The organism is Polycladomyces abyssicola (genome assembly GCF_018326425.1).
Taxonomy (GTDB): domain Bacteria; phylum Bacillota; class Bacilli; order Thermoactinomycetales; family JIR-001; genus Polycladomyces; species Polycladomyces abyssicola.
In genome coordinates this window covers 1,115,501-1,129,626 of record NZ_AP024601.1, presented here as the reverse complement: position 1 = coordinate 1,129,626, position 14,126 = coordinate 1,115,501, and the positions used below count along the sequence as shown (strand labels likewise).

The following is a 14,126-nucleotide window of genomic DNA, read 5'->3' as shown; positions in this document are numbered from 1 at the left end:
CTTATTCAGAAGCCGGTTTGGCCCGATTCATCGAGCGCCATTTCCAATCGAGCCAGATTTGGCTGGCGATGAAAATCGACGAATACGCACCGAAAAGCAGTCCCAGCAACAACGCCAGTGAGAAGTAGAAAATACTTTCCCCACCAAACAACAGCAGGGTGGAGGCACCGAACACCACGGTCAACACCGTGTTGATCGAACGAACCAGCGTTTGGTGGATACTCTCGTTCACCACACGGGCCAGTTCTTCAAACTTTTTGGGTCTGTGCAGTTCCACGTTCTCCCGGATCCGGTCGAAAATCACGATCGTGTCGTTGACCGAATACCCGACGATCGTGAGGATGGCGGCCACGAACACCAGATCCACTTCCCACTGAAACAACGAGAATAGCCCGATTACGATCAATACGTCATGCAACAGCGCCACCACGGCGGAGACAGCAAACCGGTACTCAAACCGAATCGTCAGGTACAGGATGATTCCGATCGACGCGACCGCCACCGAGATAATCGCGTTTCGAACCAGTTCCTGCCCGATGATCGGGTCCACCTTTTGCTCTTGAATGTCCACATTTTTGCCGTACTTCTGCTGGAACGCCGTGCGAATCTTCGCCACCTTGTCGGGGGAAAGCACCTCATTGGTGCGAAACACCAGTACCTCTTTGTTGTTACCGGCCGCCCGTACATTGGCGTCCTTGTAACCCAATCCGGTCAACACCTTTTTGGCTTCCGCCAAATCATAGGGATGACCGATGCGAACATCCACCCGGGTCCCGGACTTGAAGTCAATCCCAAGGTTGAGTCCCTGCACCAAGAACGATACCAAGCCCAGCAATAACAGCGCGCCGGAGATGAGATAAAACCATTTGCGACGTCTGACGAAGTCCAGTTTATAGTTCACCGATCTCACTCTCCTTCACACCAAACAACCCCGGGCTTTTCAGTACATTGGCCTTCAACAGCAGGGTCATCAGAATCCGAGCCAACGCCACCGCTGTGAGGAAGCTGACGGCGATGCTGACAATCAGCGAGACGGCAAATCCCTTCACGCCGGCAGTTCCAAAGTAGAACAGCACCGCAGCCGCCAACACGGTTGTGATGTTGGCGTCAAAGATGGTAAGGAACGATCGGCGGGAACCGGAACGCACGGAGGCGGGAATACTTTTTCCCCGACGCATTTCTTCCTTGATCCGCTCATACATGATGATGTTGGCGTCTACCGCCATCCCGATCCCGAGTATGTAAGCGGCAATGCCCGGCAACGTCAACGTGACTTTCAACAGGGAGAAAGTCAACAATACCAGATAGGAATACGCTACCAGCGTCAAAACGGCAATCAATCCCGGCAATCGGTAATAACCGATCACGAAAACAAAAATCATCACCAACGCGATCAAGCCGGCGCGCAGGCTTTTCATCAGCGAATCCTGTCCGAGACTGGCGTCGACGGAGTAGCTTTGCTTTTCTTTCAGGTCGACCGGCAGCGAACCGGCGTTAAGCAGATTGGCCAGTGTTTTGGCCGACTCCGCCGTGAAGTTTCCCGTGATGATCGCTTTGCCGTTGGGAATCGGCTCGTTGATCACCGGTGCATCCAGCTGCTGGTCATCCAAATAGATCGGCATGGGTTGTCCGACATACTTCCGCGTCAAATCATAAAACTTCTCCGGATTCTTCAGTTCCAGCGATACAGCAGGCCGTCCATTCTGGTCATAGTCCTGCGAAGCACCGCCTTCCTTCAGGTCTCCCCCGTCCAAAAGCACCTTTTTTCCGGTAGGATCCCGGAATGTCAGACGGGCCGGTTTACCCAAAATGTCCCGTGCCTTCTCCTTATCCTTCACCCCGGCCAACTGCACGCGAATCCGGTTGTTTCCTTCGATAGTGATGTCAGGCTCGGTCACTCCCAGCACATCGATCCGGTTCCGCAGGGCTTCCGCCGCGCTGGCTAACGTTTGCGGGGTGATCTTCTGTCCCTTTTCATGGGGCTTCGCTTCGTACAAGACTTCGAAACCGCCTCTCAAATCCAGTCCCAATGTGATCCGTTTGACGACGTCTTTCGTGGTCAGTGCCACCGTCGCCAAAACGGCGATCACCAAGAGGGAAAACCAAACAAGTTGACCCCAGCGAACCCTCATACATCCGATCCTCCTTCGTTTGCCCAGACAACTATTCCCATTATCCCAACTGGATCGGGCCATGTCAATTTGGCCGCAGACGACGGGAAAGGCCACCGGTGCGATACCGATGGCCCCGTTCTCCCTCCATCAGCTTTTTTTCTTCAATGGTTCTTCCTCATCGTTTTTGTAGACGCTGATCATCAGCCAGTTCATGAAACGGGTAGCTTTCAGGGACATAATGTCGTTCACCAGGCGATTCAAGCGCGGCCACCCACGCCGATAGTTCTCGGAAACGCAGGCCCACACCTGTTCACCCGTCACATTTTCGTATCCGTACATCCGAAATTCTTCGGCTTTGCTGTTGCACAAATCCTCGATGCACTGCATCAGCTCGGATTCACTCAACAGCTCCACGGAGGACTTGGCTTTCCGGCTCACCGGTTTCAAAGACTGCCGCATATTGACGCAGACCTCCCTTCACAGGTGCAATCGAAGGCCCATCCAACAGGGTGATTCGATCCCGTTTTATCAAAATCCTGCCGGAAAATCAACCGACGATTTTTAGTCATGAACCGTTTGGACAAGGGCATAGGCTTGTATGGAAAAAAGTGTGTCCGGTTTTATCAATCGGACACATCCTAAAGAAAGCGGGGACCACAGGTGACCAAGCAGTCTTTTTTGCACGGCACCCTGATCTTGGTCGGTGCGGGGTTTATCACAAAAATCCTCGGATTTGTCTACCGTATTGCCTTGTCCCGTATTATCGGCGACGAAGGCATGGGTTTGTTTCAGATGGCGTTCCCGATTCTGCTGTTCGTCATCGTCCTCGCAACTGCGGGTTTGCCCGTGGCCATCTCCAAGCTGGTCTCGGAAGCCGAAGCCACCGGCGATGAAGAACGCATCCGCTTCATCCTGAGGGTATCGCTGGGCATTGTCATCGTAACCAGTATGGTGTTGACGGGATTGACGGTTCTGTTTGCGCCGTGGATTGCCTCCCATCTCTTGACGGATGAGAGAGCTGTCTACGCTTTGACCGGTATCGCTCCCGTCATCCCCATCGTGGCGGTTGCCTCCATTTTTCGCGGCTATTTTCAGGGACGTCAACAGATGAATCCGTATGCCGCCGCCCAGATCGTTGAGCAGATCGTTCGGATCACCACGATTCTCCTGTTGGCGCAATATTTGTTGCCCTATGGGGTGGAATACGCATCGGCGGGCGCCATGATTGGCATTGTTGCGGGAGAAGGGGCGGGTTTGTTCGTCTTGTTGCGCGCATTTCGCAATGACCCCCGGAGACCGCCGCTTCGTATGCGGATCGGACGGAATGACCGCGTCGGTACCTTGAGCCGACTGAGTCGGTTGGCCTTACCTGTTACCGCCAGTAGAACATTCGGGTCGCTATCCTATGCGGTGGAACCGATCGTTGTTTCCCAAAGCCTGGCAATCGCCGGCATTGCCACCACAACAGCGACAGCACTGTATGGACAATTGGAGGGAATGGCCATTCCGTTAGTCTATTTTCCAGCGTTCATCACATATGCACTGTCTGTCTCACTCGTCCCCGCCGTTTCCGAAGCAGCGGCACGCGGACAGCGCCGAATGGTCGAACATCGTCTTCGCCAAGCAGTTCGGTTGTCTATGATCGTTGGCGCTCCTTGTGCCGTGTGGATGTTTGTACTGGCCGATCCTTTGACACTGTTGGTTTACCGTAACACGGAGGTAGCCCGTTTGATACAGATACTGGCTCCGTTCGCCGTCTTCTTGTACCTTCAGGGACCGTTGGCAGCTGTTCTGCAAGGGCTGGACCGGGCGAACGATGCCATGCGTAATTCCATATTCGGATCATTGATCAAAACTGGGTTGATCTTTCTGTTCGCCTCTCGTCCGTCCCTCGGGATCGACGGGGTGGCACTGGCTATCAATTGCGGGATCGTCATCGTCACGGTGCTCCATCTGTTTAGCATCATGCGCCATATCCCGTTCACCGTTCATCTGAGGGACTGGATCAAACTCACCGTCTGCATCGGCGGGATGGCAATGACGTCGTTCCTGTGGTTAAACCACAGTACCGGTGCGTTGTGGATGCGGTTGTTGTCCACGTTCGCGGTGAGTGCCGGGGTGTACGGTGCACTGCTGATTCTGTTTTCGCTCATTCGCAGAGAAGATGCCCGACACTTGCCGGTGATCGGCAAATGGATGAACCGACTTCTGCCGCGTTAATCCTGTTTGGCATCAATGTAGAGACGTCCTCGGTGATCGATGCTGGCGAAGAAAACCTCTTTAAAGTCCTTGTATCCGTATTGCTGAATCTGGTTTTTCAGCCAAAAACGGTTTTGTCCGATTTGGTTCAATCCATCTTCCTGTACCTTACCATCGACAATCAATGTCACCGGCAGCATAAATGGACGAAACCCCGATTTTTCATTGGGATCGTGGCTTTCAGCTCTTTTTTCCACCGACGCGCGCGGGATCACGCTCAATTTCCCCGAAGTCTCCAAAATCGCAAATTCCACGTCGGCGATGTTGGGTATGTTCTTCTCCCGCAACTGCGTCATAAGATCGTCCAACGTGTATCGTTGTCTGGCCATTTCCTCCTCCATGATCCTGCCGTTTCTGATGAGGATGGAGGGTTGACCGTCCACCAAGTGACGCAGTCGGGTATTCTTCAATGAGAGATAAGAAAGCGTCAATTGTCCCAGAAACAGGGTCATGATCGGAATGATGCCTTTTACCAACGGCACGTGGGTATCTTCAATGAAGATCACTGCCAAATCGGCAATCATGATGAACACAGCCAAATCGAAAATGGACAGTTTGCCGATTTCCCGCTTACCCATCAACCGCATAATCAACAGCACCAATAAATATGCGAATAAAGAACGAAGAAACAATGACCATAACTCCACAACCGCGCCCCCTTCCTCCCGATTTTCATCCCGACTGAGATTTTGTAACCTATTGGGCATGGGGCCTGATAAGGCCTTCCAGGCCCCGCCGCATCGCTTTCCCCCTGTAGTTTCGTCCAACAGCACGAGATTTATGATGACCACACGATCATAAAACAATGGGAAAGTTCATACCCATGTACAAAATCGGACAATCGGGAGGATGGCCATGAAAACGCCCATGGTGGATCATTCATCCAAATTTCGTCTGCGCTCTCCCCTGTTAGCAGGGTTGCTTCTGATCTGGACCGTGGTGATCGCAGGATCAGTATTGGTCACGTTCTTGTTACGCTGGACTTCTATACAGGAATCTTCCCTGCCGTTCATCACCTACGGCATCAATGGTATCGCACTGCTCGGCGGCGGCTGGCTTGCAGGAAGGAAAAGCAGGGGGAAAGGTTGGTTGTACGGGGGGATGGCCGGTTTGTTATATGCACTTATCGTCTGGATGCTTGCATTTCTCGCTTTTGATACCGCCATGCGTCTTCCACCGCTGTTGTTCTCCGGAGCTGCGTTCGGATTAAGTGCATTGGGTGGTATGGTCGGGGTCAACTCCAGGAGATGACATTATCAGGAATATCAGGTTTCAAGTGCGGTCACGCGGGGAATATATACAGAGGCCCATCGCTTCGGTTTGAACGATGCCGGAGCTTTCCTTTTTTCAACAAAGGAGGGGAATCGGTGTTTCAATCAGTCGAAACCATCATCGTAACCTGGATTGCAACTATCCTTCTCATCATCGGCTGGTGTTTACGTTCCAATCCGTTCTCCGCTCTGCACGGCTTCGTTGTGGATCTCTTCCGACAGAGGCGCCTGTTGGTCTTGTTTGCTGGAGCACTCAGTGTATTGCTACTCAACAAACTGGAGTTGTTGATCGAATCGCATATTCAGCAAAAAATCGATTTTACTCCGTACATTTATGCCTTCGAAGGCCACGTCACGCCCTTGTTTCAACAGACATTGACTTCCCGGCCGCTCACGTACATCACCACCTATTTCTATGTGATTGTATTTGCAGCCATGATGGTCGCTTCACTGGCCATCTACCACAGAGAAAAGGACTTTCGTTCGCTGTATGCGTTTTTGTATGCCATTTCACTCAATTATTTTCTCGCGATTCCGTTTTTCCTGTTCATACCGGTAGAAGAGACATGGCACATGCATCCGGCTGTACGATTTCTGATTCCGGACGTTTATCCGGCCTTTGAGGAACAATACCGTCATTTCTCCGGATTGGACAACTCCTTTCCCAGTCTGCATACGTCCATCTCAGTGATGATGGCCATGATTGCGTATCAGTCCAAAAATCGCCGGTTCGCCCGATTCACGATCGTTTCGGCCGCCGTCATTTTATTTTCCATTTTGTATCTGGGTATCCATTGGATTATGGATTTGCTGGCTGGCGTCATCCTGGGTATCTTCAGCGCATCGCTGGCATTCAGATGGAGCGACTATACACTCACTTATCCGTGGTTTTTCCCGACCCGTAAAAAACCTGCGTCGGAACAGTCCTATCATTGAAGGAAAAAACAACATCTCCTCGATTTCTTCTTGATCGAGGGGATGTTGTTTTTTGATTGAACAGTGATCAATTCCACAGGCCCATGATCATCACAATGATCACCATGAACATGATGAAGCCGCCCATTTACTAGATAATCGATATGATTACCATGTGGAACCATCTCATGACCACAACTTTTATCATGGTCACACCCACAAGTAACAGGACGACAAGTATCTGGGTTTACATCGGATACATCAATTCGGCATTCGTCCCAATGATTCTCATGTTGATGATGAAGATGGCCATCGTGTACATAATCAACATGGCCTTTATGAAGGATTTTGGTATGTCCACAAGATAAGCTGTGAACGTGTCCATGATTTTCATGAACAGTATGCTCGAATTTACTCAAAGAAATTGCCTCCTTTTCTTATTTATCCTTAAGTATCATCTTTCATCATGAAAACATGTGCATCTTACCGTGAAAAATCATGAAAAAAGCTCGTAGCCTGATAAGAAAGGGAATTCCAACTTCTATAGCAGCGTCCTTTACACTGTCAGCTCACTATACACTCGCTTATCCATGATATTTCCTCAAAAAAACTGCTTCGAAACAGTCCTATCATTGGGCCAAACGGTGCCGAACTTATGGCGCCGATTGTTTTTACGTAAGGAAAACGTTTGCGCAAGTAGCATACTATCATTTTCACCAATTGATGAACTTTTTGTAGAAATCAACCGAAAGTGGTACCAAAACGCTTTGGGTCAACCCTTTACTTTCTTTCACGCTTGTTTACACCTTTTGATGAATGTTGAATTATTTTTGTAATATTTGTACGATATTTTGCGAAACCGATTTCACCATCGGCAAGAACCTTCACGGAGGTGGCAAGGTTGAAGAGATGGGTGTTGCGCACGGTCGTCACTGCGATGCTTGCGTGTTTATTATGGATAGGTTCCACCCCTCCCGCCCAGGCATTGACGCCCACAGACTGGCAAAAGAAAAGCATCTACTTCATCATGACGGACCGGTTTTCCGACGGTGATCCCACCAACAACAATTACGGGGGATTCGCCTCGGACAAATCGGACCCGCGCAAATGGCATGGCGGTGACTTCCAAGGGATCATCAATCAATTGAATTACATCAAGGGAATGGGATTCAACGCGATTTGGATTACACCGGTTACCATGCAGAAAAGCGTAAACGCTTACCACGGATATTGGACCTATGACTTTTACAGCGTCGATGGTCATCTGGGATCATTGGCCAAATTGCAAGAGCTGGTGCAGACCGCTCACAGCAAGGGATTTCCGTCATGTTGGACGTGGTGGCCAACCATACGGGCGATTTCCAACCCGGCAGCTATGCCGCTCCGCCGTTTGACAAATATGATTGGTATCACCACAACGGCGATGTGCAAAACTGGAATGATCAGTGGTGGGTGGAAAACGGGGACGTAGCGGGTTTGGACGACCTGAACCAGGAAAATCCTGCCACCTCCACCGAGTTGAAAAACTGGATCAGCTGGTTGGTGCAAACCACCGGCGTGGACGGCTTGCGTGTCGACACGGTGAAACACGTTCCGAAGTGGTTCTGGCGCGATTTTGACACCGCCGCCAACACCTTTACCATTGGTGAGGTGTACAACGGAGATCCCGCTTATGTCGCGGATTACACCAACTATTTGGACGCCGTTCTGGATTTCCCGATGTATTACACGATCAAAAACGTCTTCGGACATGATCAGTCGATGTATCAGATCCGGGACCGCTATGCAGACGATTGGCGTTATCAAAACAAATTCACCAACGGCCTGTTCATCGACAATCACGATGTTCCCCGCTTTTTGTCCGACGCTTCTGGGCGGCCAGGCGCCAGCTGGGACAAGTGGCCACAGTTGAAAGCGGCGCTTGGGTTTATCTTTACTTCCCGCGGCATTCCCATTGTCTATCAGGGGACGGAACAGGGATACAGCGGCGGCAACGATCCCTTCAACCGCGAGGACATGGTGATCAATCCCAACCATGAGCTGTACCAATACATCGCCAAATTGAATAGCATCCGCAACGCCCATCCCGCTCTGCAGGATGGTTGGCAGGAGGAAAAATGGGTGGATGACACCTTCTACGCCTTCCAACGGTCCAAAAACGGCGATGAGGTTGTGGTGATGATCAACAACTCTTGGAACAACCAAACACGCACCATTCCCAATCTCTCCAACCTGCCCAACGGCACCGTGCTGTACAACCGGATGGGAACCGACACGGCCACCGTCAACAACGGCGCCATCACCGCCACCTTGGGACCGAAGGAAGTAAAGATTTTTACGAAGTAAAGATGTACCATCACACGTACAGGCCCGGTATTGCCGGGCCTGACAGGTTATTGACAAAGAAAAATTCGATGCGTCACAGAATACGTCGATGAGAAGCTGATCTTTGATCTTCGAGGAAACCCCGTTCGTCTGTCGTACACGGACATGAACGGCCACAACCATACGGCTGTGCCGATCAACTAAGAGCAAAACTTGTCAAATCTTCGCTGAGTTTTGGATGCTATGAGGGGGATGACCCGCGATTTGAACCAATCTCGCATACATTTGCCACCCAAACCAAATACTAACCAAAACAAGGATGAGTTATCAATGAGTATTCGTACACAATGGTGGTTCAGCTTGGCACTGTTCCTCATCATGTTGCCGCTCGCGTTCCGGTGGATCAGCGGTTGGCAGGTGTCCGTAAAATGGTTGGAGCGGTTGAAGACCAGATGGGGCAAAAGAAAACGGGTGAGATAACTTAATCCCCCGGAGAGATGCGTCATGGTGTTTTTAAAATGGTGGCTGGTATGGTGGGTAATCGGGCTGGTTCTGATTAACTGGTCCCAATGGCAAAAAGGTTACGCTACAGTACTGGCAGGGATAGTCGGGTCGTTTTTTTTGGATATGACGATCGATTACCAAGGCTTTTGGAAATATCACGACCCGATTTTACCCGGAATGTGGCCCAATATCACGTTAAATCTGGGATTATATCCGATCGGCACATGGATTTTTGTGCAAAAGCTTCCCCACCGCTTTTGGCAGCGAGCCGTTTGGGTGGTCCTCGGTGCCTCCATCTTGATCGCGGTGGAATTTCATCTGTTCTCGACAGGACACATTCGATATGATCACGGCTGGAACATCGGGTACTCGTGGGTCGCCAATGTGGTGCTGTTGGTGTTGCTCATGCTTCATTACCGCTGGGTGGAAAAAAGATTGTGTCGGGTAAGAAAATGATCAACCAGCCCCCGAGGCTGATGCCCTAATGGCATCACATTCGGGGTGTACATACCCACTACAAATCTACTGACTTCGGAAATGCCATGGGAGCAGCCAACCCCAAACCCAGTCTGTGGAGCCTCGATTACTGAGGCATCAATCAGTATGCCAGTAGAGAAATCCGCTTTTCTAAGTAACGAGGTTAAAACTCCGACTTTGGATGAAAAACCGCCCATCTCCATCATTTCCTTCAATGTCTTTCAATACAGTTTGTTTTTTCTATCTTCTCATCACCGGATATTTCCAAGTGAGTATTTAGATTGATGTTGAAGAATTTGATGGATTCGCTATCCTTCTCAAACACCGTGATTCCGGTATTATCTTGATGAATGCTCCTGTAATTCCTGAAAGGCATTCCAAGCGATCCAGCAATAAAGATACGGTTAACCGTATTATGTGCGACGACAAGAATTGTTTGCCCCTTATGTTTATCCGCGATTTCGTCAAAGAAAGCTTTCATTCTGTTAAAGATTTGTTCAGCTGTTTCTCCTATCCTCCCTGCCTGAGTAGTTCCCGGATCGTTCAACCATTCCTCCCATACTGCTGGATCTTCCTCAATAAACTGCTTTTTTGCTTTTCCTTCCCATAGGCCGAAATCTGCTTCGATAATCCGCTCATCTTTTTCAACCGACAGCTGGTGCTTCGTTGCAATGATTCTTGCTGTTTCATAGGCTCGAGACAAGGGAGAAGCATACGCAGCAGCAAAGGGCACTTTTTCTAAATACACAGCAGCTAATTCTGCTTGTTTTCTTCCCTTATCTGAAAGTTCAATATCAGTTCGACCACAATATCGGTAGTCTGATGCATTCCATGCAGTTTCGCCATGACGCAATAAATAAATCCTAGCCAACAACATTCCCCTCTTTCGAAATATAGCCTTTGTCTTGAAGTATCTCGATAAAACGATGGTAGTTTTCGTCGTATTGTGAAATGAGCTGTTTCGAAGGTTCCACTTGTTTTTCACAAACTGTTAACGCTTTTCCGGCCTCGCTTATACTTGAAAAGCTCGTTTGCGAAGCTGCGAGAATTGCCGCGCCAACGGCACCCATCGTATGTCTCATTTTATAGATCGGCTTTTGCAATACGCTACTTCGGATAGTTAACCAGACATCACTATTACTAGCACCGCCTGCTGTGAAAACAGCGTTAACCTGTTCACTCGCAAGCGCTTCAATCATTTCATAGGCATAGCGTTCGAGATACGCGACTCCTTCCATCTTAGCGGCAAAAGCCTCTGCTTTTGAAAGCCCTTTCGGTTCAAAACCTCTTGCTTGCGGCGCGATGAAGGGGAAGCGTTCCCCTTCTTGATGCAACGGATAGGCCATAAAAGAAGTTGGAATGATGCCTTCTGCCTGTTTATTTAACGCTTCCAGATCGGCGTTTCCAAATTCCTTAGTGACCCAATCGGCCCCAGCATTACTCGCACCACCTGGCATCCAATATCCTTCCGGATGGCGATGATTATAAATCCGGCCAAGCGGGTCAACAACTTTATTCTTGGTCACGCCTTTTATTACAAGGGTTGTACCGATCGTCGTGTTCCAGTCGCCGAGATGGATCGCTCCTGAAGCGATTTGAGAAGCACATCCGTCTGTCATACCGGCAACGATCATAATCGTTTTTGGCAGGCCTGTTATCTCGGCTACTTCTGGTAAAATTCGACCTATCGGTGTCCCAGAGGGGAGAACGTTGGGAAACCAGTTCTTCGGAAGGGACAGTTTTTGAAACAGATAATCAGGCCAGCACAAGTTGGTAAGATCATAGCCGGTTTTCAGCGCATTGGTATAGTCCGTTACACCCCATACGCCACTTAACTTTCCCAAAATAAAATCGGCGGCATGAGCCCAGACATGGATGTGTTCAGCTTTTTTAGGGTAATGATTGATAAACCATAAAATCTTCGGCAACCCACTCGACGTGTGAAAATCTTTGTAACCTTCCCTGCAGTCGTGGAAAGCCGCCTCTCGGCAAACCTCGGCTTCCGCGCCGGAACGTTTGTCACTGTACATGATGGCATCATGAAGCGGTTGATAATTACAGTCTAAGGGAATCATCGTACCGGACGTTGACGTTACCGACATGGCTTTGATGGCATCAAGTTTCCCGACTGATCGGAGCTGGTGTGCCAGATCTCCCATCACACGCAATAGGACGTCCCACCATTTTTCAGGAGACTGTTCCTGTCTGGCTCGCTCATCCAGTTCGAATGTCTCTTCTCGTGAGCCCACAAGATTTCCGAACTGGTCAATTGCTACGACCCGAATTCCCTGAGTTCCGATATCTACTCCCAAAAAAATAGGCGAGCTGTTCACTGGATCTAACCTCCAATTAGATGAGGTGTATTCAGTCTGGAAGGGATCGAAACAAACTAACCCCTAACGGGCTTTTTACATGCCGCAGAAGCCATAGGCGTTCTGACGTGACAACTGTGTTTGTTCGGCAAAACAAAAAAGAATGGCTAGCCATTCTGGAGCACTCAATTACTTCAAGCTTTATCTACCGGTATTGGTCTGCGAAAGTCGAGTTTTTAAGTACAGCGTGATGATGAGTGACCCAAGACTGATTATTAAATGATCAAAGTACATTCCTAAGATTAATGTCACAAGTGCTGTCATAACCAAAGCAATTTGTAACCGTTTGTCCATGCCTTACTCCTCCGAGTGATAACTGAAAGAGTGAACATGATTGTCCCCTTTGACAGCACCCATCAATTCAAACAACTTTGCTTGAATATTTACGTAGGCGTTGAATTCAATTCTCTCTAACATATCGTAAGCCTTACGAAGAGTCTTATCGATCACAAGAATCCCGTGCTCACGTAATAAGGTGGCTACAGGGATGTCACCTGCTCGACTTCTCAGATAAGCATATACACGGTCCGCCAAATCTTTACTGGTAGCCGGAGCATACTCAAGCGTACGTATCTCTCCAAGCTTCCGTGTAGCTTCACACATATGAGGCATCTCGAGCCCTAAAGAAGCGAACACCATGGATTCCTTCGGATGGGCGTGTATGACTGCACCTGCGTCTGGCATGGCATCATAGGCTGCCATATGCATATTAAATTCACGGGTAAGTTGTCCGTCTCCCTCTAAAATGTTCCCATTCGAGTCTACAACCAGGATTTCTTCCGGTTTCAAACGGCAAAATTTTTGTTGCGACATGAGGGAAGGCGTCATGATAAATCTTGAATCGCTCATCTTTACACTTATGTTGCCCCCGGCCGCATTGGTCAACAATCGATCGAACATCATCCTTGCGACTTCGCACAAGTCTTTTCGCTCTTCAAAGTACAACACACGCTCTCCCTCCTTATAATCCGAACTTGTTTTTCAAGTTGTCTCGTCTGTTCCAACGAAAAAGATGAGCTGGATGTATGAGTGGCTTTAGAGGCACTCAACGCTGTTGCAAAACGAAGGGCTTCTTCGAGGTCTGCTTTCCTGCTCAACATGGCAACGATGCCTCCTACAAAGACATCTCCACAACCAGTATCATTTCGTGCCTCGATGGATGGGGGGAGCACTTGGAAGACTTCCCCGTTGTGACCCACCAGACTGCCTCTATCTCCGAGGGAAACGATGACATACTTGATTCCCTTCGCCATCAATCGTTTTATTTCATTCACGTATTCATCCACTGTGTTCAGTGTCCTGCCTACCAATTCCTGGGATTCGTATTCGTTGGGTTTGATCAGATACGGCCGCAACGGAATGGCTGTTTTCAGATACTGTCCACTTGTATCTACCACCAATCGGCCACCGTTTTCGACCACGCACTTTAGCAATTCACGATAATCATCCGGAGAAAAACCTTCCGGGGGACTTCCAGCAAACACTACCCAGTCCCCCTGCTGAATTTGCTGGTTCAGTTTTTGATGCAGTCGTTGGATCGATTCCACAGTAGGTTGAAACCCCGAATCAGTGATCATCAAACTCCCTTCACCCGTACTGTCCAACAGCACCAAGGTTTCGCGGACGGTTGCGTTTTTCTGAACCACAAAATCGCAATGGACACCTTTTCGTTCGAGCAGTTGAATGAATTGATCTTTCTTGTTTTCCCCTACAAATCCCGTAGCAATTGGGGATCTTCAATGCTGACAAAACCAGGGACACATGGGTCCCCTTGCCGCCAACATCATATTCTACACTACATACTCGATTGTTCTTTTTGCGCTCGATCGTTCCCTTGATGTGAAGGATCCGATCGAGCGCGGTATTCAGCGTCACCGTATAAATCATCT

General features: G+C 49.3%; 14 protein-coding genes and 1 pseudogene. 6 read left to right on the top strand and 9 right to left on the bottom strand.

Annotation, left to right across the window (positions count from 1 at the left end; all coding sequences use genetic code 11):
- Position 1: 1 nt before the first annotated feature.
- From secF to KI215_RS05700, 3 genes are all read right to left on the bottom strand, one after another.
- Positions 2 to 901: a protein translocase subunit SecF gene (gene secF, locus KI215_RS15870; RefSeq protein WP_246512212.1), complete on the bottom strand. Its 900-nt coding sequence runs from the start codon at positions 899 to 901 to the stop codon at positions 2 to 4.
- Positions 891 to 2,132 (bottom strand): protein translocase subunit SecD, encoded by a 1,242-nt coding sequence (secD, locus tag KI215_RS15865; RefSeq protein WP_246512211.1) that lies wholly within the window; start codon positions 2,130 to 2,132, stop codon positions 891 to 893. Before secD ends, secF begins: the two co-directional genes overlap by 11 nt.
- 129 nt (positions 2,133 to 2,261) lie before the next feature.
- Positions 2,262 to 2,573, bottom strand: a complete 312-nt coding sequence (locus tag KI215_RS05700) for a post-transcriptional regulator (protein ID WP_212774591.1) — start codon at positions 2,571 to 2,573, stop codon at positions 2,262 to 2,264.
- A 201-nt stretch (positions 2,574 to 2,774) separates the two neighbouring features.
- On the opposite strand from KI215_RS05700, the gene spoVB reads away from it, so the two are divergent.
- Entirely contained in the window at positions 2,775 to 4,334 is a 1,560-nt protein-coding gene (spoVB, locus tag KI215_RS05695) for a stage V sporulation protein B (protein ID WP_212774590.1), read from the top strand.
- On the opposite strand, the gene KI215_RS05690 is transcribed toward spoVB, so the two are convergent.
- A complete protein-coding gene (locus tag KI215_RS05690) occupies positions 4,331 to 5,020 on the bottom strand; it encodes a DUF421 domain-containing protein (protein ID WP_212774589.1) in 690 nt (229 codons plus the stop codon). The genes spoVB and KI215_RS05690 overlap by 4 nt on opposite strands.
- Before the next feature lie 208 nt (positions 5,021 to 5,228).
- On the opposite strand from KI215_RS05690, the gene KI215_RS05685 reads away from it, so the two are divergent.
- Together KI215_RS05685 and KI215_RS05680 are read left to right on the top strand one after the other, a co-directional pair.
- Positions 5,229 to 5,624 (top strand): TIGR04086 family membrane protein, encoded by a 396-nt coding sequence (locus KI215_RS05685; protein WP_212774588.1) that lies wholly within the window; start codon positions 5,229 to 5,231, stop codon positions 5,622 to 5,624.
- A gap of 116 nt (positions 5,625 to 5,740) precedes the next feature.
- The gene (locus tag KI215_RS05680; protein ID WP_212774587.1) at positions 5,741 to 6,580 is read left to right on the top strand and encodes a phosphatase PAP2 family protein; all 840 of its coding nucleotides are present in this window, start codon (positions 5,741 to 5,743) and stop codon (positions 6,578 to 6,580) included.
- Here KI215_RS05680 and KI215_RS05675 read toward each other — a convergent pair.
- The gene (locus KI215_RS05675) at positions 6,574 to 6,978 is read right to left on the bottom strand and encodes a hypothetical protein (protein ID WP_246512210.1); all 405 of its coding nucleotides are present in this window, start codon (positions 6,976 to 6,978) and stop codon (positions 6,574 to 6,576) included. The two genes, KI215_RS05680 and KI215_RS05675, sit on opposite strands and share 7 nt — an antisense overlap.
- A 566-nt stretch (positions 6,979 to 7,544) precedes the next feature.
- Between KI215_RS05675 and KI215_RS05670 the strand changes: the two are divergent.
- The 3 genes and pseudogenes from KI215_RS05670 to KI215_RS05660 all read left to right on the top strand — a co-directional run.
- A pseudogene (locus tag KI215_RS05670) lies at positions 7,545 to 8,905 on the top strand (alpha-amylase family glycosyl hydrolase); the annotation flags it as partial.
- 309 nt (positions 8,906 to 9,214) lie between these two features.
- The gene (locus tag KI215_RS05665; RefSeq protein ID WP_212774586.1) at positions 9,215 to 9,364 is read left to right on the top strand and encodes a hypothetical protein; all 150 of its coding nucleotides are present in this window, start codon (positions 9,215 to 9,217) and stop codon (positions 9,362 to 9,364) included.
- A 24-nt stretch (positions 9,365 to 9,388) separates the two neighbouring features.
- Positions 9,389 to 9,844: a CBO0543 family protein gene (locus KI215_RS05660; RefSeq protein ID WP_212774585.1), complete on the top strand. Its 456-nt coding sequence runs from the start codon at positions 9,389 to 9,391 to the stop codon at positions 9,842 to 9,844.
- 232 nt (positions 9,845 to 10,076) lie between these two features.
- On the opposite strand, the gene KI215_RS05655 is transcribed toward KI215_RS05660, so the two are convergent.
- From KI215_RS05655 to KI215_RS05640, 4 genes are all read right to left on the bottom strand, one after another.
- Positions 10,077 to 10,736: a histidine phosphatase family protein gene (locus tag KI215_RS05655; protein ID WP_212774584.1), complete on the bottom strand. Its 660-nt coding sequence runs from the start codon at positions 10,734 to 10,736 to the stop codon at positions 10,077 to 10,079.
- Complete coding sequence (locus tag KI215_RS05650; protein ID WP_212774583.1) at positions 10,729 to 12,198, bottom strand: FGGY-family carbohydrate kinase; 1,470 nt, start codon at positions 12,196 to 12,198, stop codon at positions 10,729 to 10,731. Before KI215_RS05650 ends, KI215_RS05655 begins: the two co-directional genes overlap by 8 nt.
- A gap of 336 nt (positions 12,199 to 12,534) precedes the next feature.
- Positions 12,535 to 13,185 (bottom strand): class II aldolase/adducin family protein, encoded by a 651-nt coding sequence (locus tag KI215_RS05645; protein WP_212774582.1) that lies wholly within the window; start codon positions 13,183 to 13,185, stop codon positions 12,535 to 12,537.
- Positions 13,137 to 13,964 carry a 1-phosphofructokinase family hexose kinase gene (locus tag KI215_RS05640; RefSeq protein WP_212775081.1) on the bottom strand — a complete coding sequence of 276 codons (828 nt, stop codon included), beginning with the start codon at positions 13,962 to 13,964 and terminating at the stop codon, positions 13,137 to 13,139. The genes KI215_RS05645 and KI215_RS05640 overlap by 49 nt, the downstream gene beginning before the upstream one ends.
- Positions 13,965 to 14,126: the final 162 nt, after the last annotated feature.